Source organism: Streptomyces sp. NPDC000878 (assembly GCF_053599695.1).
Genome location: NZ_JBSFMT010000002.1, coordinates 193,155 through 215,338, shown reverse-complemented (window position 1 = coordinate 215,338; position 22,184 = coordinate 193,155). Strand labels below are relative to the sequence as shown.

Below are 22,184 nucleotides of genomic sequence, written 5' to 3'. Positions count from 1 at the left end.
GGAGTAAGCGCATTCACACGGAAGAGGACCGCAAACCACTCGAACCACTGAGATCGGCTGGTCACCGGGAGGCGAGAAACGCCTTCATCTCGTCGTACAAGCGTCTCGGCGGGCCCTCCCGGTATTCGGACGGGACCGGCCTTGTTTTTCCTGAACCTGGATCGCGGCTGGGCGCCCACCGGGCCGCCGCCACCCCGCCGGACGAGGCGTCCAGGATCACGCGTTAGCCTCGCCCCGTACGACATGACCGACCGCGCGGGAGGCAGGCCACCATGGCGAAGACGACGAAGGTTCCTACGGCGCTCGTGGCGGCCGGCGGGCTCGTCGGCGGGTACGGCGTCGCCCGCTGGAGCAGGAACCGGCAGCTCGGCGGGGCCGTACTGGCCGTCGCGGGGACTGTCGCCGCGCAGCAGTGGCGGGAGCAGGCGGGGGTGGCTGCCGCCGGGGCGCTGACCGTCGCGTATGTCGGCGCCTTCGCGGGATCGCACCCCCTGGCCAAGAAGGTGGGTGCATGGCCGGCGGTGTTCGGGGTCGCCGGGGCTGTCGCGCTCGCGTCCTGGGTTGTCGCCGACCGGCGTTAGGGGTTGTCTGTCCGGTGCGGCGCCGTTGTGGCTGGTCGCGCAGTTCCCCGCGCCCCTAAAAGGGGGGGCCTGCGGCCCGCCCTTCTAGGGGGCTGTCTGGAATGTCCTTCTGTATGTGTGCGGGCTTGTTCCTACCACCCTCTTGAAGCGGTCCCGGAAGGCCGTCGGTGAGCCGAAACCCGTCTGGGCGGCGATCCGTTCGACCGGGTAGGTCGTCGTCTCCAGCAGGTGCTGCGCCCGCCGCACGCGCGCCCGGTGCAGCCACTGCAGGGGCGTCGTACCGGTCTGCTCGCGGAAACGGCGGTTCAGGGTACGGGTGCTCATGCCGGCCTGTGCCGCGATGTCGGCCAGGGTCAGGTCGTCCCGGTCCGCCTGCTCCTCCAGCCAGCGCAGCACCGGTTCCATCGTCGCGCCCGCCGGGGCCGGCGGCTGGGCCTGGACGATGAACTGGGCCTGCCCGCCCTCCCGTTCGAGGGGCATCACGCACATCCGGGCCGTCTGCGCGGCGACCGCCGAGCCGTGGTCGTTGCGGATCATGTGCAGGCACATGTCCATGGCCGCCGCCGCGCCCGCCGAGGTGAGGAACCGGCCGTTGTCGACGTAGAGGACGTTCGGGTCGACGGTCACCTTCGGGTACATGGCCGCGAGATCCTGGGCGGCGATCCAGTGCGTGGTCGCGCGCAGCCCGTCCAGCAGTCCCGTCGCCGCGAAGAGGAACGCGCCGACGCAGATCGAGGCGATCCGTGTCCCGTTCGCCGCCGCCGCGCACAGCGCCTCCGCGACGCCCGGCGGCAACGGCAGGGTCGGGTCGGCGGTGCCCGGCAGGATGATCGTGTCGGCGTCCGCGAGCGCGTCGAGCCCGTACGGCGCCCGGACGCTGAACGGCCCCGCGCCCACCTCGTCCCCCGCCGTCACCGAACAGACCCGTACGCGGTACGCCTCCCGCCCGTCCGGCAACCGCGCCCAGCCGAAGGTGTCGATCGGCGCGGAGAGATCGAACGGGATGACCCCGTCGAGGGCCAGTACAGCGACGGTGTGCATGGTGAGAGCGTAGAGGCCGGCCCTGGCGAGAATCCGTTGACCCCTGGCAGAACCGCCACTTCTGCGTGCCCCTCCCCCGCGCCTAGCGTCACCCCGTGACCAAGTTTCTCCTCGCCGTCCATGTCCTTGCCGCGATCGTCGCCGTCGGTCCCGTCACCGTCGCGGCCAGCATGTTCCCGCCCAGCGCGCGGAAGGTGCTTGCGGCGCCCGACGATCTCCGGGCGCGTGAGGTCGTACGGCTGCTGCATCGGATCTGCCGGGTGTACGCGGGAGTCGGCATCGCCGTGCCTGTGTTCGGGATCGCTACGGCGAGCAGTATGGGGGTGATGGGCGATGCGTGGTTGATCGTTTCCATGGGGCTGACTGTGGCGGCGGCGATCGTGCTTGTTGTGCTGGTGCTGCCTCGGCAGGAGAGTCTGCTCGTCGAGGGTGGGGCGGATCGGGCGGTGACCGTTCAACTCGGGATGTTCACCGGGGTGTTCAACCTGTTGTGGGCGACGGTGACGGTGTTGATGATCGTGCGCCCGGGTTCCACTACAGGGGCGTAGGGCCGGTAGTACGTCGTCTGCGGGTTCGTCGTGGCTGGTCGCGCCCACGCGGCGGTAGCCGCAAATCGATACAGCCCCGCGCCCCTAGGGGTTCACCGCAGGCCCCGCTGGGAGCTCACGGCCGACACCAAACCCTCCATCGACTCCTCCTCCACCCGGAACGCTCGGCCCACTCCCGCCGCGACCAGTGCGCCCGCCGCGATCACCAGGGTGAAGAAGGCCCAGGTCAGGGGCCAGGCGTTGGCGAAGCCGTCGGGTGGGCCGGTATGCGTGCGCAGGGAGATGTACATGAGGGCCGCCGGGGGGACCGCCACCAGCAGCAGGGGCCAGCCCCGGCTGTCGCGGTAGCCGAAGTAGGCGGCCAGGAGGAGGAGTACGACGCCCAGGGCGACTACCCCGACGCCCGTCACCGGGGTCGTCTCCTGGGTCGAGCCCACGCTCTCGACGCGGTTGCGCAGATCCCAGGGGACGCAGACGACGTACGACGCCGAAGCGACCACGACGCCGAGTGCGCGCGTCAGCCAGCGCTCGGCCCAGGGACGCGCCCCCAGCGGCCGGAGCAGCTTCCCGGTAGTGCCAGTACCAGTCATCTCGGTCATACGTACGAGGGTTCCCTGTTCGGGGGCGGTCCGACAGAGTACGGATACTCAGGTGCGGGTACCTGGTTGCTGTACCTGGCTGCTACCTGGTTGCCGCCGGTCACACCCCTACCGCCCGCGAGAGCGTGTAGATGAGCAGGCCGGCCAGTGAGCCGACCACCGTGCCGTTGATGCGGATGAACTGCAGGTCGCGGCCGATGTGCGCCTCGATCTTCTTCGTCGTGTGCTCGGCGTCCCAGCCCGCGACCGTGTCCGTGATCAGGGAGGTGATCTCGCCCTGGTAGGTCGTCACGACGTACACCGCCGCGCCCTCGACCCAGCCGTCCACCTTGTTCTGCAGCCCGGCGTCGACCGACATCCGCGACCCCAGCGACAGCAGCGACGCCCGTACGCGCAGCCGCAGCTCGCTGCGCTCGTCCTCCGCCGCCGAGACGATCATCGAGCGTACGGCCGTCCAGGCGGACGCGATCAGGTCCTGGACCTCGCCGCGCCCGAGCACCTCGGTCTTCAGCCGCTCGACACGCGCGCGGGTGTCCGTGTCGGACTGGAGGTCGGAGGCGAAGTCGGTGAGGAAACGGTCGAGGGCGCCGCGCGCCGGGTGGGCGGGCGCGTCGCGCATCTCGGTGACGAAGCGCAGCAGCTCCTTGTAGACGCGCTCGCCGACCTTCTTGTCGACGAACTTCGGCGTCCAGCCGGGCGCGCCGCCCTGCACGGCGCCCATGACCTCCTCCTCGTGCAGGACGAGCCAGTCGTGGGCGCGTACGCAGATCAGGTCGACGACCCGCTTGTGGCCGCCGTCGGCGACGACCTTCTCCAGCATCTTCCCTATGCCGGGCGCGATCTCCTGGGCGTCGGCCCGCCGGGTGATGGCCTCGCCGACGACCGCCTGGACGTCGGAGTCGCGGAGGACCGTGAGCGCGCCGCGCAGTGCGGCCGACAGCTCCGCCGTGACACGGTCCGCGTGCTCCGGCTCGGCGAGCCAGACGCCGAGCCGGCTGCCGATGCCGACGGCCCGCAGCCGCTGCCGTACGACGTCCTGGGAGAGGAAGTTCTCACCCACGAACTCCCCCAGCGACACACCGAGTTGGTCCTTCTTGGTGGGGATGATCGCGGTGTGCGGGATGGGCAGGCCGAGGGGACGGCGGAAGAGGGCGGTGACCGCGAACCAGTCGGCCAGCGCGCCGACCATGCCGGCCTCGGCCGCCGCGGCGACATAGCCCGCCCAGGCACCGGCGCCCTGGTCACCGGCCCACTTGGCGAGGACGTACACGACGGCGACGAAGAGCAGCAGCCCGGCCGCGGTGAGCTTCATCCGGCGTACGCCGCGCATGCGCTCCTCGTCGGCGGGACCGAAGGCGGTCATGGCACGCCCCGGGACGGTACGGCCGCCCGTACCGCCCACACCGTCCCCTGATCCTGTCGCCGCCACTTCCGTCCGTTCCGTCGCTTCCGTTCTCTCCACTCGATCCACTTGCTCCACCGTTCAGTGATCCTTCTCCGTGATCCCTCACACATTGTCCCTTCCTGACCTACTCCCGGAACGGAACAGGAGTTCCCCACGTATATCCGGAGGGAGCCCGGACGCAGCATTCGGCGGGCGCCCACAGGCCCATCCCGCATCATGGGCTCAGCCCACCGGAGCCCCACGCTCCCCGCCGTACGAGGAGTCACGCATCCCATGACCAGGCGCCACGGTTATGGCCTGCTCGCCGCGATGGTCACGCTCGTCGTGGCCGTTTCCGCCGCGATCTACGTCGGGGCGACCCTCGACGACGGCAGCCGGCACACGAAGGCCGTCAGCCGCGCCCGCGGCGACTCGGGCAACGCCGTCGCCCCCGCGTCCACCGGCGCGTGGGTCGGCACCTGGGCCGCCTCCCCGGTCGACGGCGAACCGGGCACCCAGGCGAAGGGCCTGGCCGGCCGCTCCCTGCGCAACGTCGTCCACACGGCGGCGGGCGGTACGAGTGCCCGCGTCACGCTCTCCAACCTGTACGGCAAGCAGCCGCTGACCATCGCGCACGCCTCGATAGCCGTCGCCGCCGCCGAGAACAGCGCTGCCGCCGACGCCTCGACGATGCGCCGGCTCACCTTCGGCGGCAGCCCCTCGGTGACGATCCCGGCCGGACGGCAGATCGTCTCGGACGCGGTCCGGGTGACCGTCCCGCGCGACACCGACCTCCTGGTGACGACGTACTCGGCGGTCCCGTCCGGCCCGGTCACCTACCACCCGCGCGCCCGCCAGATCTCGTACGCGGCGGTGGGCGACCGCACCGAGGACCCGACGGCCACGGCGTACACCGAACAGACCGAGGCCTGGCGGTACGTCACCGCCGTGGACGTCCTCAGCAACCAGGCCGACGGGACGGTCGTCGTCCTCGGCGACTCGCTCGCCGCGGGCAGCACGTCCAGCGTGGGCACCAACAGCCGGTGGCCGGACGTCCTGGCCGACCGCCTCCACTCCGCGGCGGAGTCCGGCACGGACGTGCCCCGCTACAGCGTCGTCAACCAGGGCATCGGCGGCAACCGCGTCCTGCGGCACGGTGGCATCGGCACGCCGGCGCCCAACGCCAGCGGGCTGACACGGTTCGGGCGGGACGTCCTCGACCGTACGAACGTCAAGGTCGTCGTCATCGACCTGGGCGTCAACGACATCCTGCGCGCCCCCGACCCCAAGGCCCTGAGCGCGTCCTCGATCGTCGCGGGGCTGCGCGAACTGGTGGCCGAGGCGCATGGGCGGGGCCTGAAGGTGGTGGGGGCGACGCTGATGCCCTTCGGGGGCTTCCACGGCTACTCGGCGGCCACGGAGGCGCTACGGCAGTCCGTGAACGCGCAGATCCGGGCGGGGCGGGTGTACGACGCGTACGCGGACTTCGACAAGGCGGTGCGCGATCCGTACGACCCGCGCCGCTTCCGGGCGGAGTACGACTCCGGGGACCATCTGCATCCGAGCGACCGGGGGTACGCGCGGATGGGTCAGGTCTTCGACCTGGAGAACCTGAAGGGGGCGGCACCGGCGAAGCTGTGAGCCACGGCTGAGGGCCGGTGGGGGCTGGTCGCGCAGTTCCCCGCGCCCCTGAAAGCCCGTCCGTCCCTCGCTGTTCGGCTGCGGGCCCGTGGGGGCTTGTCGCGCAGTTCCCCGCGCCCCTGAAGGGGCGCCCCAGTTGGCCGGGGTTCGCAGGTACCCGCATAGCTGCGGGCATGCGTGCCGCTAGGGGCGGCACGGGTGGGCGCAGGCGGCGCCCCGTTAGCGCCGGGCTGCGCGACCCACCCCCGAGCCCAGCAGCGCTACCGGCTCAGTCCTCGTCCCGCTTGTGCAGGTCGTGCATGCCGTGGTGGAAACCGGAGCCGGAGCCGGAGCCGCCAAGCTCGCGGCCCTCCCTCCGTTCCAGTTTCTCCTGGCGCCGTTCCTCCTTCAGGCGCTGTCGTTCCGCCTTCGGCAGTTTGCGGGACACCCCTACCCCGCCCCAGAACGTGAACCCCTGGATGATCACCCGTGGCGCACCGGGGTCGCCAAGGACCCCTTCCTGGCTGTGGTCGAAGCCCCCCATGATGCCGATGCCCCGCACCACGACCTCGACGCCGGGCGGCACGATCACGCCCATGCCGCCCATGATCACGGCACAGTTGACGACCACCTCACCGTCCGCGAAGTTCGCGTCCCGCAGATCGATCTCCCCGCCGCCCCAGAACACGAACGTGTTGAACCGCCGGGGCATCGTCCAGCGCCCCTTGCGCTGGAACCCGCCCATGACCGCGACACCCCACCGCGAGGACCCCTCGCCCCCGACGATCCGGTCCGGCCAACTCCCGTCCCCCACAGGCCTCTTGACCATGTTCACCGCGGCCCCCGGCAGGTCACGCGTGATCGGCGTCAACTCACCGTACGTACGCGCCTGGTACGTCGCGTCCAGCCGTTCCTCGAACTCGGCCATGTCGAGCCGGCCCTCCGCGAGGGCGTCCCGCAGGACCTCGGCGACTCGTTCACGATCGGCGTCGGAGGCGCGCAGCTCCGGAAGGTCGTCCGTCATACAGGCAGCCTACGAGGTCCCACCAGATCCCCGCGAGGGCCGCTACGGGACCGCCTTCCCCGACTTCTCCCCTGATTTCCCCGCCTGCTCCGCGTACATCTTCGCGATCACCGCCTCGATGTCCGGCTCCCGCACCGACAGGTCCACCAGCGGATACTCCGCCGCGATCCGCGCGACCAGCGGAGCCGCCGACTCCGACGCCGGGAACGCCAGCCACTGACGGGGCCCCTCGACCCGTACGACCCGTGCCGACGGCACCTCGATCGGCGGCAGCTCGCGCTCCAGGTCCACGACGAGGGTCCGCTCGCTGTCGCCCACCTCGTGCAGGCCGGTCAGCGGGCCGTCGTACATCAGGCGGCCATGGTCGATGACCATGACCCGCGAGCACAGCTGTTCGATGTCCTGGAGGTCGTGGGTCGTCAGCAGGACCGTCGTGCCTCGTTCGGTGTTCAGGTCGCGCAGGAACTCGCGGACCCTCGCCTTCGAGATCACGTCCAGGCCGATCGTCGGCTCGTCGAGGTACAGCACCTCGGGGTCGTGCAGCAGCGCCGCCGCGATGTCGCCCCGCATCCGCTGGCCGAGGGACAGTTGGCGGACCGGTACGTCCAACAGGTCGGCCAGTTCGAGGAGTTCGACGCAGCGGTCGAGGTTCTCCTTGTAACGGGCGTCGGGAATCCGGTACATGCGGTGCATCAGGCGGTACGAGTCGATCAGCGGGAGGTCCCACCACAAGGTTGTCCGCTGTCCGAACACCACACCGATACGCCGCGCGAGGCGGGTGCGTTCCCGGGACGGGTCGATGCCCGCCACGCGCAGCCGGCCGCCGCTGGGGGTGAGGATGCCCGTCAGCATCTTGATGGTCGTGGACTTCCCGGCGCCGTTGGGGCCGATGTAGCCGACCATCTCCCCTCTCGCCACCCGGAACGAGATCGAGTCGACCGCCCGTACCTCGCGCCGCTCGCTCCGCATGAACCCGGTCTTCTTGCGTACGTCGAACACCTTCTCGACGCCGTCCAGTTCGATGAAGGACTCCACAAACGGCTCCACGATCACTAACTCCCCGTGCTCCGGTACGAACGAAGTCCCGCCCGCCAGGCCAGCCCGGCCAGCGCGCAGCAGCCCGCCGCCACGACCGGCGGCAGGAACGCCACCCACTCCGGCAGGTCGAGCGGGTAGGGGCGGCCCAGCACGTACAGCGCGGGCAGCCAGTTGACGAAGGCCAGCGGGAAGACGAACGTCACCCCGCGCACCAGGTCCTGCGCGAAGAGGCCCGGCGGATACTGCAGCAGCGTGGCGCCGCCGTACGTGAACGCGCTCTGCACCTCGGCGGCGTCCCGCGCCACGAACTGGAAGGCCGCGCCCCCGACGAACACCGCGCAGAAGATCGCCCCGCCGCTCACCATCATCACCGGCACCAGCAGCACCTTGAGCGCCGTCCAGTGGACGTCGTCGAGGGCGAGCAGGGCGTAGCCGAGCACCAGCAGGCCCTGGGTGATCCGGCCGAGGCGGCGCAGGGCGAACCGGTCGGCGGCGACCTGCGCGAGCACCGGCGCCGGCCGCACCAGCAGCGTGTCCAGGGTGCCGTCGCGGACCCGGCGCCCCAGCCGGTCCATCGACCCGACGACGAGGTCGGCGATCCCGAACGCGGTCGACGACAGCCCGTACAGAAACGCGATCTCGGGGAGCGAGTAGCCGCCGAGGCTGTCGATCTGCGAGAACATCAGCACGATCGTCAGGAAGTCGAGGGCGGTCGCCACGAAGTTCCCGAACGTGGTCATCGCGAAGGAGGCCCGGTAGGCCATCGTGGAGCGGATCCACATCGCGACGATCAGACGGTAGGCCCGTACGCCGTCGAGCACCCGGGCGGTACGGCTCAACGGCCCGTCGTCCCAGCCGTCGCCGTCCCGGTCGTCACCGGTTCGCGAACCGCCCCCGGCATCGGACCGCACCGCACCCGCGACACCCGCGACATCCACGACGCCCCCGTCATCCACCCTGAACCACCACCCGCCGAGTAGCGACCGCCTGCACCGCGCGCCCCGCCGCCAGCAGCGCGACAGCCCACCCGGCCTGGAAGGCATACGTGCCCACCGGATCCGCCTCCCCCATCAGGACGTCCGCCGGCGCCTGGATCAGCGCCGCCCACGGCAGCGCCCGCACGATCTCGCCGAGCACCCCCGGGAAGACGTTCAGCGGGAGCACCATGCCCGAGCAGAAGACGCCCGCGAGCCACGCCATCTGGATGATGCCCGCGCCGTCGAGGAGCCAGAACGCGGCCAGGGACACCAGGAAGCGGATGCCGTAGCTGACCACCACCCCCAGCACCACCGCGACCAGGAACGACAGCCAGGGCAGCACGGACGTCGGCAGCGTCAGGTCGAAGGCCCACGCGCCGAACGCGACCGGGATCAGCCCCCGGCCCAGCAGATGGAACATGGCCCGGCCCAGGTCCTGGGCCAGCCACCACAGCTGGAGGTCGGCGGGCCGGTAGAGGTCGATCGCGATGTCACCCGTACGGATGCGCTCGATCAGCTCCTCCTCGAAGCCCGCGCCCATCACGCACATCGTCATCAGCAGCGCCTGGCCCAGCCACACATAGGTCAGGGCCTGGGACTGGTCGTACCCGCCGAGGTGCGGTCGCTCGTCCCACAGGGCGATGTAGGTGTAGGCCAGGATCACGCCGAAGACGGTGTTGGTGAACACCCCCGCGAGTGTGGCCGCACGATAGGTGGCATACCGTCGGAAACCCCCCGCAGCGACGGCCGCGTACAACCGCCCAGAACCCACGACACCAGTCCTCTCCCCCGTACTCGGACCGAAACACAGGAGCCTAGTCCGCACCCTTCCCCGCCCGCCACGCGTTTTCCGGCAGGACGCGTGCCGAGGTCAGGGAACTGATCGCGTGGTGCGACAGTCTTCAAGAGGGGGCGTAAAAGACGTTTGAACGCGTGAGAGGTCGTACGGGAACGTACGACGCGAAACAGGAGTCCGTGCACCACATGAGCGACCAGCCAGAGCCGCAGCAGCCGACGCAGGGCTGGGCACCGACAGAACCCGAACTGCCCGAAGGCACGGAGGGCGAGAAGCCCGGTGAGTCCGGCAAGCCCGGGAAGCCGAAGCGGCCCCGGCGCACCGGATGGCGTCGGCTGGTCCCGACCTGGCGGTTCGTGCTGGGCACGTTCGTGCTCGGGATCCTGCTGGTCGTCGGCCTGTTCGCGTTCGGCTACTACGCGGTGAACATCCCGGCGGCGAACGCGGCGGCCACCAAGCAGAGCAACGTCTACCTCTACGCCGACGGCAGCCAGCTCGCCCGCGACGGCGAGGTCAACCGGGAGAACGTGCCGCTGTCGCAGATCTCCAAGGACGCCCAGCACGCCGTACTGGCCGCCGAGGACCGCGACTTCTACACCGAGTCGGCGGTCGACCCGAAGGCGATGCTGCGCGCCGCCTGGAACACGGTGACCGGCAAGGGCAAGCAGTCCGGGTCGACGATCACCCAGCAGTACGTGAAGAACTACTACCTGGCGCAGGAGCAGACCGTCACCCGAAAGGTGAAGGAGTTCTTCATCTCGATCAAGCTGGACCAGGTGAAGTCGAAGGACGAGATCCTGGAGGGCTACCTCAACACCAGCTACGCCGGCCGCAACTCGTACGGTTTGCAGGCCGCCGCCCAGGCCTACTACGGCATCGACGCCATCGACCTGACCGCGGGCCAGGGCGCCTACCTCGCCGCGCTGCTGAACGCGCCGAGCGAGTACGACGTGATCGCCCACCCCGAGAACCGGCCGGCCGCGCTCGCCCGCTGGAACTACGTCCTCGACGGCATGGTCAAGAAGGGCTGGCTGACCGAGGCCGAACGCAAGGCCACCACCTTCCCCGAGCCGAAGCAGTCGATCGTCTCGACGGGCATGTCCGGCCAGCGCGGCTATCTGGTCAAGGCGGTCGACGACTACCTCTTCGACAACAAGATCATCACCGAGGAAGAACTCCAGGCCGGCGGCTACCGCATCACGACCACCCTGCAGAAGCCCAAGCAGGACGCCTTCGTGAAGGCGGTCAACGACCAGGTGATGAAGAAGCTCGACAAGAAGAACAACAAGGTCGACAACTACGTCCGCGCGGGCGGAGTCGCCATCGACCCGGCGACCGGCAAGGTCCTCGCGATGTACGGCGGCATCGACTACACCAAGCAGTACGTCAACAACGCGACCCGCCGTGACTACCAGGACGGCTCCACCTTCAAGCCGTTCGTGTTCACCTCGGCCGTCGAGAACGGCTCGGTGACCCAGGACGGCCAGACGATCACCCCGAACACGTACTACGACGGCACCAACGAGCGCCCGGTCCAGGGCTGGAACGGCGACGAGTACGCCCCCGAGAACGAGGACCAGGTCTCGTACGGCGACATCACGGTCCGTACGGCCACGGACAAGTCCGTCAACTCGGTGTACGCGCAGCTGGCGGTGGACGTAGGGCCCGCGAAGGTCAAGCAGACGGCGATCGACCTGGGCCTCCCCTCCGACACCCCGGACCTGAACCCGTACCCGTCCATCGCCCTCGGCACGTCGACGGCCAGCGTCCTCGACATGGCGGAGGCGTACGCCACGCTCGCGAACCACGGCAAGCACGGCACGTACACGATCATCGAGAAGATCACCAAGGACGGCGAGGCCGGTTCGGTCACCCTCCCGAAGCAGAAGACGAAGCAGGTCGTGTCGCGGGAGGCCGCCGACACGACCACCTCGGTCCTGCAGAGCGTGGTGGAGAGCGGTACGGCGACGGCCGCGCTGGAGGCCGGCCGCCCGGCGGCGGGCAAGACCGGCACCGCCGAGGAGGACACGGCGGCCTGGTTCGCCGGCTACACCCCCGACCTGGCGACGGTCGTGTCGGTGATGGGCCAGGACCCGGACACCGGCAAGCACAAGTCCCTCTACGGCGCGATGGGCCTCGACCGCATCAACGGCGGCGGCGCCCCCGCCGAGATCTGGGCCCAGTTCACGAAGGCGGCCCTGAAGGGCAAGAAGGCGAAGGAGTTCGACCTCCAGCTCCAGGAGGGCGCCGAGGAAGAGCAGGCCCCGCCCGCCGACACCCGGCCCGACCCCGGCACGGACGCCGGCCAGGACAACGGCGGCACCACGGACGGCGGCCGGGAGACCCCGGGAGCGACAACCGGCGCGACAACCGGGGCCACCCCGACGACCGGCGGCACGACGACGGACGGGACCACCGCCACAGGCGGCACGACGACGACCGGCGGTACGACGGACACCGGCGGGACCACCACGACCGGCGGTACGACGGACACGGGCGGCACGACCACCACCGGCGGTACGACGGACACCGGGGGCACGACGACCGACGGCGGCACCACCGACACCGGCGGCACGACGGACACGGGCGGGACCACGGGAGGGACGACACCGGGAGTGACGACGGGCGCGCTGACCACGTCGAGAAGGAACTGACACCAGACCGACGCCGACGGGAAAGGGGCTGGTGACGATGGTCACCAGCCCCTCCTCGCTCTTGCCGCTGTTCTACAGGTACAGGCCGGTCGAGTCCTCGGAGCCCTCGAACCGGTCGGCGGCGACGGCGTGCAGATCACGCTCACGCATCAGCACGTAGGCGACGCCGCGCACCTCGACCTCGGCGAGGTCCTCCGGGTCGTACAGGACGCGGTCGCCCGGCTCCACCGTCCGTACGTTCTGCCCGACCGCGACGACCTCCGCCCAGGCCAGCCGGCGCCCGACGGCCGCGGTGGCGGGAATCAGGATGCCGCCGCCGGAACGCCGCTCGCCCTCGCTGGTGTCCTGCCGCACGAGCACCCGGTCGTGCAGCATCCGGATGGGCAGCTTGTCGTGATGGGTGCTCTGCTCATTGCTTTTGGCGCTCACACTCCGAACCTACCTGCCTCGTCAGCCCTTGCGCCGCCGGGTTCCCAAGGCGAGCAGCCCCACGAGCCCCGCAGCAACGAGGGCGACGGGCACGATCCGCTCCAGCCGGGGCGCCCCGTCCTCACGGACGAACCGCCCCTTGACGTCCCCGACAACGCGGTTCACGCCGACGTAGGCACGCCCAAGGGTGTGATCGATGTGGGAGACGACCTTGGCCTTGGCATCGCCGACGATCGTCTTCGGGTGCACCCGCACCCCGATCTCGTCGAGCGTCTCGGCCAGCGTCTCGCGACGGCGCTTGATGTCCGCCTCGATCTGCACCGGTGTTCTGCTGTCCGAGGTGTCCGCCACCGTACGCCCTCCGAAGTCCGCTGATGCATTGATGCACTGCTGCCCTGCTCCGGACAGTCTGTCAGCTCTGCTCGGGACCGCACTGTCAGCACCCCCGGTTAGGCTCGACCCGCGCCCTTCGAGGGCGCACGTGGACGCACCAGGACGTACGAGGAGACCAGACGGATGAGCGAGCGACTCCAGCCCGGGGATGTGGCCCCCGCCTTCACCCTGCCCGACGCCGACGGCAACGAGGTGTCGCTGGCCGACCACAAGGGCCGCAAGGTCATCGTCTACTTCTACCCGGCCGCCCTGACCCCCGGCTGCACCAAGCAGGCCTGCGACTTCACGGACAACCTCGACCTCCTGGCCGGCGCGGGGTACGACGTCATCGGTATCTCCCCCGACAAGCCGGAGAAGCTCGCGAAGTTCCGCGAGAAGGAGGACCTGAAGGTCACCCTGCTCGGCGACACGGACAAGACGGTCCTGGAGGCGTACGGCGCCTTCGGCGAGAAGATGAACTACGGCAAGACGTACGTCGGTGTCATCCGCTCCACGGTGATCGTGGACGAGGAGGGCAAGGTCGAGCGCGCGCTGTACAACGTGCGGGCGACGGGACACGTGGCGAAGATCATCAAGGACCTGGGGATCTGAGGGGCCTGGGTATCTGAGGCCCAGTTCCCCCCTTCCCCCTCCCTTCACGGGCAGCCCGTGCCGGTTCTATTCCGGCACGGGCTTTTTGCGTCGCCGCACCTTCAATTCACCTTCACCAACCCTTGCTTCACCAGCTGACACAGGTGACCCACAGCCATAGGTTCAGACCAAGCACCTCGCGTCACACGCGCCTCTCACGAGTCGAACGCATCATCCGTCCCCCCACGGAAGGCTCTCCCCCACCTATGTCCAGACCTCTGTCCCCAGCCGTCTCCCTCGCGGCGGCGGTCACCGTCGCCGCCGCCTCGCTGGTCGCCGCCACCCCCGCACCGGCGGCAGCCGCGCTGCCCAGCGACTTCGCCAGCGTCATGAACGCCGCCAGCGGCCGGTGTCTCGACGCCCGCTCGGCCGCCACGGCGAACGGCACCGCCGTACAGCAGTACTCCTGCAACAACTCCACCGCCCAGCAGTGGAGTTTCACCGACACCGGCGGCGGCTACGTCCGGATCAACAACCGCAACAACACCAGCCAGGTCGTGGATGTCACCGGCGTGTCCACGGCCGACAACGCGGCCATGCAGCTGTGGGCGTGGGGCGGCGGCGCCAACCAGCAGTGGCTGCCGGTCCACGAGGGCGGCGGCGCCTACCACTTCGTCAACCGCAACAGCGGCAAGTGCCTGGACGTCCCGGCCGCCTCGACCGCCGACAGCGTGCAGTTCGTGCAGTACACCTGCAACGGATCAGCGGCCCAGCGCTTCCAGGTGACGCCCGTGGCCCAGTCGACGGCCAACCCCGACCTCGGCCCGAACGTGGTGATATTCGACCCGTCGATGTCGTCGACGACGGTCCAGAACCGGCTGAACGGCATCTTCTCGCAGCAGGAGACGAACCAGTTCGGCTCCCAGCGCTACGCCGTGCTGTTCAAGCCGGGCGCCTACAACGCGGACGTCAACGTCGGCTTCTACACCCAGGTCGCGGGACTCGGCCTGTCCCCGGACGCGGTGACGGTGAACGGGGCGGTGCACGCGGAGGCCGACTGGTTCCAGGGCAACGCGACGCAGAACTTCTGGCGCGGCGCCGAGAACCTCTCGGTCAACCCGACCAGCGGCAGCGATCGTTGGGCGGTCTCGCAGGCGGCGCCGTACCGGCGTATCCATCTGCGCGGCAACCTCGCCCTGGACGACGGCGGTTGGTCGAGCGGCGGGCTGCTCGCCGACAGCAAGATCGACGGGCAGGTCAACTCCGGCAGCCAGCAGCAGTGGCTGACCCGCAACTCCCAGCTCGGCAGCTGGACCGGCGCCAACTGGAACCAGGTCTTCGTCGGCAGCCAGGGCGTGCCGGGCACCAGCTTCCCCAACCCGCCGTACACGACGGTCGCGCAGAGCCCGGTCAGCCGGGAGAAGCCGTTCCTCTACGTCGACGAGAACGGCGCCTACCAGGTGTTCGTGCCGTCCGTGCGCACCAACTCCACGGCGACCAGCTGGGCGAACGGCTCCCCCACCGGCAACTCACTGTCCCTGAGCACCTTCTACGTCGTGAAGCCGGGCGCGACCGCCTCGGACATCAACGCGGCGCTGGCGGCGGGCAAGAACCTCCTGGTCACCCCGGGCGTGTACCACCTGAACCAGACGCTCCAGGTGAACCGCGCCGACACGGTCGTCCTGGGTCTCGGCCTGGCCACGTTCATCCCGGACAACGGCATCACCGCGATGAAGGTGGCCGACGTCGACGGCGTGAAGATCGCGGGTGTGCTCTTCGACGCCGGCACCACCAACTCGCCCTCCCTGCTGGAGGTCGGCCCGGCCGGCTCCGCCGCCTCCCACGCGGCCGACCCGAGTTCCCTGCACGACGTGTACTTCCGCGTCGGCGGCGCCGCCGTCGGCAGGGCGACCACGAGCCTCGTCGTCAACAGCGACAACGTCATCGGCGACCACACCTGGATCTGGCGCGCCGACCACGGCGACGGAGTCGGCTGGAACACGAACACCGCGGACACCGGCCTGATCGTCAACGGTGACAACGTGACGATGTACGGCCTGTTCGTCGAGCACTACCAGAAGTACCAGACCATCTGGAACGGCAACGGCGGCCGGACGTACTTCTACCAGAACGAGATGCCGTACGACCCGCCGAACCAGGCGGCCTGGATGAACGGCTCCACACTGGGCTACGCCGCCTACAAGGTCGCCGACTCGGTCACCACCCACCAGGCCTACGGCCTCGGCAGCTACTGCTTCTTCAACGTCAACCCGGGCGTGGCCGCCGAACGCGCCATCGAGGCCCCGAACCGCTCGGGCGTCCGCTTCCAGAACATGGTGACGGTCTCCCTGGGCGGCGTCGGCACCATCTGGCACATCGCCAACGGCACGGGCGGCCCGTCCAACACATCCACCAACGTGGCCAACCTGACCAACTACCCATAGCCCACCGCTTGTCGGCCGCCTCTCACCCGGGGGGCGGCCTCCTATTTCGGGCGTGACGGTCCGATAAGCGGTTCGTTACTCCGTACGAGATCACGAACTGGTGGTCGGGAATCGGAGGGGACACGCAGCGATGCCATCCACAGACCCGTACGACAAGGAGCGGCTCGCACCGGTCGTCGCCGAAGCACGCAACTGGACGGACCTGATGCGGCGGCTCGATCTCCGGCCCAGCGGAGGCCAGCGGCGCGTTCTCCAGGAGAAAGTCGCCGGTCATGGACTGGACACCAGCCACTTCGTGAAGCGGAGCCCGTGGCGCAAGTACCCGGACGCCGCCATCGCGGAAGCTGCCACTTCGTCGTCGTCGCTGCGCGAAGTGGCCCTGAAGCTTGGGAGCCACCCCCGCCACCGGAACTCTCTCCCACATCAAGCGTCGCATCGACGCCGCAGGCATCGACCTCAGCCACTTCCCCGGCGCGAATCGCGCGGAGTTGGACCTGCCCTTCACCCCCGAGGAACTGAGGGCAGCGGCGGCGGACGCCACCAGCGTGCGTGGCGTGGCGCGCGCCCTGGGCGTACCGGACGACAGTCGGTCTCGTGCGACGTTGAGTCGCATGCTGCGTACACAAGGCGTCAGTACGGAGCATTTCCCGCATCGGCGCGCGACCATCCCCGAAGACAGGCTTCGCGACCTCGTACCGCGCTCCACGAGCTACGCCGACGTGATGCGCGGCCTCGGCCTGGACGTCAATGACATCAACCACCGGCGAGTCCGTCGCACGGCAGCCCGCCTCGGCCTCGACACGAGCCACTTCAAGCGGCGAGCCTGGGGCCGACCCGATGCGCCAACACCGGCGCCCATTGCCCACCGGGTACTTGTCCTTCTGCCCCACCAGGCAGGCCGGACCAACAGGGCTCAACTCCACCGCGCCCTGAGCGAGGTCGGAGTGCCTTACTCATGCGTGAGTTGCGGCAACACCGGTGAGTGGCTCGGCCGCCCGATCACCTTGCAGATCGACCACATCAACGGAGACTGGCACGACAACCGCCAGGAGAACCTGCGGTACCTGTGCCCGAACTGCCACGCCCTCACAGATACGTAGTGCCGGCAGAAAGAGAGAACGCCACTCGCCGGATAGCCGCGTCCCCCGTACACTTGCACCCGCCCGTCATGCTCAACGGCGGGCGACTGGCGGCCTTGGCGGAACGGCAGACGCCTCGCATTTAGGGTGCGATGGGAGCAATCCCGTGAGGGTTCGAATCCCTCAGGCCGCACTTACCTTTACTTACATGGTCCGGCTTGCGACTTCTGCAAGCCGGACCGTCTTGGTTAGCGCTCCTCAGCCCAACAACTCCCGAACCACCGGCACCAACCCCCGGAACGCCTGCCCCCGATGGCTGATCGCGTTCTTCTCCGCCGCCGTCAGCTGTGCGCACGTCCGGGTGTCGCCCTCCGGCTGGAGGATCGGGTCGTAGCCGAAGCCGCCCGTGCCCTCCGGGGTGTGGCGGAGGACGCCCCGCAGGCGGCCCTCGACCACCCGTTCCGTGCCGTCCGGCAGAGCCAGTGCCGCCGCGCAGGCGAAGTGCGCGCCCCTGTGTTCGTCCGCGATGTCCGACAGCTGGGCGAGCAGTAGTTCCAGGTTCGCTCGATCATCCCCATGCTGTCCCGACCAGCGGGCCGAGAAGATGCCCGGGGCGCCGTTCAGTACGTCCACGCACAGGCCCGAGTCGTCGGCCACCGCCGGGAGGCCCGTTGCCTGGGCCAGGGCGTGGGCCTTGAGCAGGGCGTTCTCCGCGAACGTGATGCCCGTTTCTTTGACGTCGGGGATCTCCGGGTAGGCGTCCGCGCCGACCAGGTCCATGGGGAGGGCCGCGTCGGCGAGGATCTGCCTCAGCTCGGTGATCTTTCCGGCGTTACGGGTGGCGAGGATCAGGCGTGTCATGGCGTCCAGTATCCCGGCAGCCCCGGGCTCGCCTGCGACTCGTTTACGACGTGCAGACCTTTGTCAGTTCACCAGCCGCGTCCGTCACGCCGCTGATGTCCGGGGTCTCGTCGCCGTTCTTGATGGCCGTCTGGACGTTGTTCACGGCCGCGTTGAGGTCGTCGACCGCCTTGTTGACGTCGGCGTTGTCCGTCTTGTCGCCGATGTCGTTGAGGTTCTTGTCGATCGAGTCCAGGGCCTCGGACGCCTGCGTCGGGTCGTTCGCCGCGTTCTCGACCGCCTGCTGGAGGTCGGAGACGCTGGTGGCGATGGCGTCGGCGGTCTGGACGCAGTCCAGGGCCTTGTTGACGGCGTCGCATCCGGTGGTGAGCCCGGCGGTCAGCGCCACGGCTGCCACCGTGGCGGCAATGGCGGTGGCACGGCGCCCCCGTCCGAGTCCTCGGGCGTTTCGGATTCGGCGGCTCACGGGCATTGTTGGGGTTCCCTCCGTTGACTGTTCGGGCGTACGGCGGCATGCCGTACGCCCACGTTCCTGCGCATCCCTGGAGACGCGCTGGATCAGGTGTGCGGTTGCCCGCCACCGCCACCCTATTTGGTCTGCCCTTTACCTTTCCAGGGCTTCGTCCAGCGCCTTGCGCTGGAGTGCCGCCAGGTCCGTGCAGCCGGCGACCGCGAGGTCGAGGAGGGAGTTCAACTCGTCGCGGGCGAAGGGCTCCGCCTCCGCCGTGCCCTGGACCTCCACGAAGCGGCCGTCGCCGGTGCAGACGACGTTCATGTCCGTCTCCGCGCGTACGTCCTCCTCGTAGCAGAGGTCGAGCAGCGGGACTCCGCCCACGATGCCCACCGACACCGCGCTCACCGTGCCGGTGAGGGGCTGGCGGTTGGCCCGGATCAGCTTCCTGGCCTGGGCCCAGGCGACGGCGTCGGCCAGGGCGACGTACGCGCCGGTGATGGCCGCCGTACGCGTGCCGCCGTCGGCCTGGAGGACGTCGCAGTCGAGGACGATCGTGTTCTCGCCGAGCGCCTTGTAGTCGATCACCGCGCGCAGGGAGCGGCCGATCAGACGGCTGATCTCGTGCGTACGGCCGCCGATCTTGCCGCGGACGGACTCGCGGTCACCGCGGGTGTTCGTGGCACGCGGGAGCATCGAGTACTCGGCGGTGACCCAGCCCTCGCCGCTGCCCTTGCGCCAGCGCGGGACGCCCTCGGTGACGGAGGCTGTGCAGAAGACCTTCGTGTCGCCGAAGGAGACGAGGACAGAGCCCTCGGCGTGCTTGCTCCACCCGCGTTCGATGGTGACGGGGCGGAGCTGTTCGGGGGTGCGGCCGTCGATACGTGACATGGCGACGAGCCTAGCCGTAACGGCGGAAGGGGCCCTTCCCGTGGTCGGGAACGGCCCCTCAGGGGTGAACATCCGTACCAGGTACGGAGGTTCGGGAGTTCGGGGATTCGGGGATTCGGGCCCGGGAACTACATCATGTCCTCGATGTCCGCCGCGATCGGGTCGGCGTCCGTGCCGATGACGACCTGGATCGCGGTGCCCATCTTGACGACGCCGTGGGCGCCGGCGGCCTTCAGGGCCGCGTCGTCGACCAGCGCGGGGTCGACAACCTCGCAGCGGAGGCGGGTGATGCAGCCTTCGACCTCTTCGATGTTGTCGAGGCCGCCGAGCCCGGCGACGATCTTCTCTGCCTTGGTGGACATGTCCTTCTCCCTGGTCCGAGCCTGTTCCGAGCCGCTTTGTCGCAGTAACCCACAGTTGACCGATCTTCGCGAGCGGTCTGCGAACGGTACGCGCGCTGTCCTCGCACCGTTCGCCGACTGGTCTACACCAGTCTGAATCCGTTGTGAAATCGTGGGTTCCTTATGCGCCCTTCACCGTGCTACAACATGGTCTACACCACTGACTGGTGTAGACCATGTTCACCCGTTGGAGGAAGTATGAGCACCGCCACCACCGCGGCGGTCCCCGCGAAGAAGAGGGGATCCGGCCTGTTCCAGGGCCTGCAGAAGGTCGGCCGCAGCCTGCAGCTCCCGATCGCCGTACTTCCGGCGGCGGGCATCCTGCTCCGGCTCGGCCAGCAGGACGTCCACGACAAGTTGAACCTGCCGGACAAGGTGACGGCGGTGTTCGCCACCGCCGGTGGTGCCATCTTCGACAACCTGCCGATGCTGTTCTGCATCGGTGTGGCGATCGGCTTCGCCAAGAAGGCGGACGGCTCCACCGCACTCGCCGCCCTCGTCGGCTACCTGGTCTACAGCAACGTCCTCAAGGCGTTCCCGGTCACCGAGGCCAAGGTCCAGGCGGGCGCCGACATAGCCGCGACCTACAACAACCCCGGTGTCCTCGGCGGCATCGTGATGGGTCTGCTGTCCGCCGTACTGTGGCAGCGCTACCACCGCAAGCAGCTCGTCGACTGGCTCGGCTTCTTCAACGGCCGCCGCCTCGTGCCGATCATCATGGCCTTCGTCGGCACCGCGATGGGCGTCTTCTTCGGCCTCGTCTGGGAGCCGATCGGTGAGGGCATCTCCGACTTCGGCGAGTGGATCACGGGTCTCGGCTCCCTCGGCGCCGGTCTGTTCGGCCTGATCAACCGCGCGCTGATCCCGGTCGGCATGCACCAGTTCGTGAACACGGTCTCCTGGTTCCAGATCGGCGACTTCACCGACGCCTCCGGCGCCGTCGTCCACGGTGACCTCAACCGCTTCTTCGCCGGCGACCCGACCGCCGGTCAGTTCATGTCGGGCTTCTTCCCGATCATGATGTTCGGTCTCCCGGCCGCCGCGATCGCCATCGCGCACTCCGCCCGCCCCGAGCGCCGCAAGGCCGTGATGGGCATGATGATCTCGCTCGCGCTGACGTCCTTCGTGACCGGTGTGACCGAGCCCATCGAGTTCTCGTTCATGTTCATCGCCCCGCTGCTGTACGTGATCCACGCGGTCCTGACCGCCCTGTCCATGGCGATCACCTGGGCCCTCGGCGTCCACGCGGGCTTCACCTTCTCCGCCGGCTTCATCGACTACGCCCTGAACTGGAACCTCGCCACCAAGCCCTGGCTGATCATCCCGATCGGTCTCGTCTTCGGCGCGATCTACTACTTCCTCTTCCGCTTCGCGATCACCAGGTTCGACCTCCAGACCCCGGGCCGCGAGCCCGTGGAGGAGATCGAGGACCTCACCAAGGCATAGCCGCACAGGGATACAGCGTGACGTGGGCCCCGGAACCGACACGGTTCCGGGGCCCACCTCATGCCGCACCAAAGACTCAGATCTCGTACGACGCCCTCGGCATCGCCAGTTCCACCGGCCCCCTGAACACCTCGCGTGCGTCGGCGAGGTTCACCTGCGGGTCGGTCCACGGGGGAATGTGGGTCAGTACGAGCTTGCGCGCGCCCGCGCGGTTCGCCGTCTCGCCCGCCTCGCGGCCGTTGAGGTGCAGGTCCGGGATGTTCTCCTTGCCGTGCGTGAACGCGGCCTCGCAGAGGAACAGGTCGGTGTTCCGGGCGAGTTGGTCCAGCGCGTCGCTGACGCCGGTGTCCCCGGAGTACGTCAGTGACTTCCCGGCGTGCTCGATCCGGATGCCGTACGCCTCCACGGGGTGACGGACCCGCTCGGTGTGGACGGTGAACGGGCCGATGTCGAAGGTGCTCGGCTTGACCGTGTGGAAGTCGAAGACCTCGCTCATGGAGGAGGCGGTGGGGGTGTCGGCGTAGGCGGTGGTGAGGCGGTGTTCGGTGCCCTCGGGGCCGTAGACCGGGATCGGGTCGCAGCGACCGCCGTCGTGCCGGTAGTACCGTGCGACGAAGTACCCGCACATGTCGATGCAGTGATCGGCGTGCAGATGGCTGAGAAAGATGGCGTCGAGGTCGTAAAGACCGCAGTGGCGCTGCAGCTCGCCAAGGGCACCGTTGCCCATGTCGAGAAGCAGCCGGAAGCCGTCGACCTCTACGAGGTAGCTCGAACAGGCCGATTCCGCGGACGGGAACGACCCCGAGCAGCCGACGACGGTGAGCTTCATAAAGCAGAAACCTCCGCTGGCGGGGAGCATCAAAACAAACGTGACGGGGTTCTTGCGGTCCGTCGAGCGTAAGGCGCAAAACCTCCCGTCGCTCCTCCGCCAAGGGCTGTTGTGGGCGAACTCACCTG

The 22,184-nt window shown here is 69.2% G+C and carries 22 protein-coding genes and 1 tRNA gene; 9 read left to right on the top strand and 14 right to left on the bottom strand.

Annotated elements, in window-relative coordinates; genetic code table 11:
• The first annotated feature begins 272 nt into the window (after positions 1-272).
• Entirely contained in the window at positions 273-581 is a 309-nt protein-coding gene (locus ACWDR4_RS02695) for a hypothetical protein (RefSeq protein ID WP_369033468.1), read from the top strand.
• A gap of 84 nt (positions 582-665) precedes the next feature.
• Here the strand turns inward: ACWDR4_RS02695 and ACWDR4_RS02690 are convergent, their stop codons facing one another.
• Positions 666-1,622, bottom strand: a complete 957-nt coding sequence (locus tag ACWDR4_RS02690; RefSeq protein WP_450402955.1) for a GlxA family transcriptional regulator — start codon at positions 1,620-1,622, stop codon at positions 666-668.
• A 95-nt stretch (positions 1,623-1,717) separates the two neighbouring features.
• On the opposite strand from ACWDR4_RS02690, the gene ACWDR4_RS02685 reads away from it, so the two are divergent.
• On the top strand, positions 1,718-2,170 hold the full coding sequence (locus ACWDR4_RS02685) for a hypothetical protein (RefSeq protein WP_450402951.1): 453 nt from the start codon (positions 1,718-1,720) through the stop codon (positions 2,168-2,170).
• A gap of 92 nt (positions 2,171-2,262) precedes the next feature.
• Here ACWDR4_RS02685 and ACWDR4_RS02680 read toward each other — a convergent pair whose 3' ends face one another.
• Together ACWDR4_RS02680 and ACWDR4_RS02675 are read right to left on the bottom strand one after the other, a co-directional pair.
• On the bottom strand, positions 2,263-2,769 hold the full coding sequence (locus ACWDR4_RS02680; protein WP_450402949.1) for a hypothetical protein: 507 nt from the start codon (positions 2,767-2,769) through the stop codon (positions 2,263-2,265).
• A 100-nt stretch (positions 2,770-2,869) separates the two neighbouring features.
• Complete coding sequence (locus tag ACWDR4_RS02675) at positions 2,870-4,198, bottom strand: DUF445 domain-containing protein (RefSeq protein WP_450402946.1); 1,329 nt, start codon at positions 4,196-4,198, stop codon at positions 2,870-2,872.
• Positions 4,199-4,447: 249 nt separating this feature from the next.
• On the opposite strand from ACWDR4_RS02675, the gene ACWDR4_RS02670 reads away from it, so the two are divergent.
• Positions 4,448-5,794, top strand: coding sequence for an SGNH/GDSL hydrolase family protein (locus ACWDR4_RS02670; protein WP_450402943.1), 1,347 nt, complete (start codon positions 4,448-4,450; stop codon positions 5,792-5,794).
• A gap of 268 nt (positions 5,795-6,062) precedes the next feature.
• On the opposite strand, the gene ACWDR4_RS02665 is transcribed toward ACWDR4_RS02670, so the two are convergent.
• The 4 genes from ACWDR4_RS02665 to ACWDR4_RS02650 form a co-directional block, all read right to left on the bottom strand.
• Entirely contained in the window at positions 6,063-6,797 is a 735-nt protein-coding gene (locus ACWDR4_RS02665; protein ID WP_450402941.1) for a DUF1707 SHOCT-like domain-containing protein, read from the bottom strand.
• A gap of 42 nt (positions 6,798-6,839) precedes the next feature.
• A complete protein-coding gene (locus ACWDR4_RS02660; RefSeq protein ID WP_450403346.1) occupies positions 6,840-7,847 on the bottom strand; it encodes an ABC transporter ATP-binding protein in 1,008 nt (335 codons plus the stop codon).
• A 2-nt stretch (positions 7,848-7,849) separates the two neighbouring features.
• On the bottom strand, positions 7,850-8,674 hold the full coding sequence (locus ACWDR4_RS02655; protein WP_450403343.1) for an ABC transporter permease: 825 nt from the start codon (positions 8,672-8,674) through the stop codon (positions 7,850-7,852).
• A 109-nt stretch (positions 8,675-8,783) separates the two neighbouring features.
• Entirely contained in the window at positions 8,784-9,584 is an 801-nt protein-coding gene (locus ACWDR4_RS02650; RefSeq protein ID WP_450402938.1) for an ABC transporter permease, read from the bottom strand.
• Between the two features lie 212 nt (positions 9,585-9,796).
• Between ACWDR4_RS02650 and ACWDR4_RS02645 the strand changes: the two genes are divergently transcribed.
• Positions 9,797-12,262, top strand: a complete 2,466-nt coding sequence (locus tag ACWDR4_RS02645; protein WP_450402935.1) for a transglycosylase domain-containing protein — start codon at positions 9,797-9,799, stop codon at positions 12,260-12,262.
• 72 nt (positions 12,263-12,334) lie between these two features.
• On the opposite strand, the gene ACWDR4_RS02640 is transcribed toward ACWDR4_RS02645, so the two are convergent.
• Together ACWDR4_RS02640 and ACWDR4_RS02635 are read right to left on the bottom strand one after the other, a co-directional pair.
• Positions 12,335-12,691, bottom strand: a complete 357-nt coding sequence (locus tag ACWDR4_RS02640) for a GroES family chaperonin (protein ID WP_369033459.1) — start codon at positions 12,689-12,691, stop codon at positions 12,335-12,337.
• A gap of 21 nt (positions 12,692-12,712) precedes the next feature.
• Positions 12,713-13,042: a DUF3618 domain-containing protein gene (locus tag ACWDR4_RS02635; RefSeq protein WP_450402932.1), complete on the bottom strand. Its 330-nt coding sequence runs from the start codon at positions 13,040-13,042 to the stop codon at positions 12,713-12,715.
• A 165-nt stretch (positions 13,043-13,207) separates the two neighbouring features.
• Between ACWDR4_RS02635 and bcp the strand changes: the two genes are divergently transcribed.
• The 4 genes from bcp to ACWDR4_RS02615 all read left to right on the top strand — a co-directional run bounded on the left by bcp (position 13,208) and on the right by ACWDR4_RS02615 (position 17,370).
• On the top strand, positions 13,208-13,675 hold the full coding sequence (bcp, locus tag ACWDR4_RS02630; protein WP_389358045.1) for a thioredoxin-dependent thiol peroxidase: 468 nt from the start codon (positions 13,208-13,210) through the stop codon (positions 13,673-13,675).
• 245 nt (positions 13,676-13,920) lie between these two features.
• Positions 13,921-16,098: an RICIN domain-containing protein gene (locus ACWDR4_RS02625; RefSeq protein ID WP_450402928.1), complete on the top strand. Its 2,178-nt coding sequence runs from the start codon at positions 13,921-13,923 to the stop codon at positions 16,096-16,098.
• Between the two features lie 386 nt (positions 16,099-16,484).
• Positions 16,485-17,198 (top strand): HNH endonuclease signature motif containing protein, encoded by a 714-nt coding sequence (locus tag ACWDR4_RS02620; RefSeq protein WP_450402925.1) that lies wholly within the window; start codon positions 16,485-16,487, stop codon positions 17,196-17,198.
• Positions 17,199-17,287: 89 nt separating this feature from the next.
• A tRNA-Leu gene (locus ACWDR4_RS02615) sits at positions 17,288-17,370 on the top strand.
• A gap of 65 nt (positions 17,371-17,435) precedes the next feature.
• Here ACWDR4_RS02615 and rdgB read toward each other — a convergent pair.
• From rdgB to ACWDR4_RS02595, 4 genes are all read right to left on the bottom strand, one after another.
• The gene (gene rdgB / locus ACWDR4_RS02610; protein WP_450402922.1) at positions 17,436-18,038 is read right to left on the bottom strand and encodes an RdgB/HAM1 family non-canonical purine NTP pyrophosphatase; all 603 of its coding nucleotides are present in this window, start codon (positions 18,036-18,038) and stop codon (positions 17,436-17,438) included.
• Positions 18,039-18,081: 43 nt separating this feature from the next.
• Positions 18,082-18,510, bottom strand: coding sequence for a hypothetical protein (locus ACWDR4_RS02605; protein ID WP_450402919.1), 429 nt, complete (start codon positions 18,508-18,510; stop codon positions 18,082-18,084).
• 132 nt (positions 18,511-18,642) lie between these two features.
• Positions 18,643-19,380, bottom strand: coding sequence for a ribonuclease PH (rph, locus tag ACWDR4_RS02600; protein WP_450402916.1), 738 nt, complete (start codon positions 19,378-19,380; stop codon positions 18,643-18,645).
• Positions 19,381-19,508: 128 nt separating this feature from the next.
• Positions 19,509-19,787, bottom strand: a complete 279-nt coding sequence (locus tag ACWDR4_RS02595) for a glucose PTS transporter subunit EIIB (protein ID WP_450403341.1) — start codon at positions 19,785-19,787, stop codon at positions 19,509-19,511.
• 192 nt (positions 19,788-19,979) lie between these two features.
• Between ACWDR4_RS02595 and ACWDR4_RS02590 the strand changes: the two genes are divergently transcribed.
• Positions 19,980-21,227, top strand: coding sequence for a PTS transporter subunit EIIC (locus tag ACWDR4_RS02590; RefSeq protein ID WP_450402914.1), 1,248 nt, complete (start codon positions 19,980-19,982; stop codon positions 21,225-21,227).
• 76 nt (positions 21,228-21,303) lie between these two features.
• On the opposite strand, the gene ACWDR4_RS02585 is transcribed toward ACWDR4_RS02590, so the two are convergent.
• Entirely contained in the window at positions 21,304-22,056 is a 753-nt protein-coding gene (locus ACWDR4_RS02585; RefSeq protein WP_450402912.1) for an MBL fold metallo-hydrolase, read from the bottom strand.
• Between the last annotated feature and the right edge of the window lie 128 nt (positions 22,057-22,184).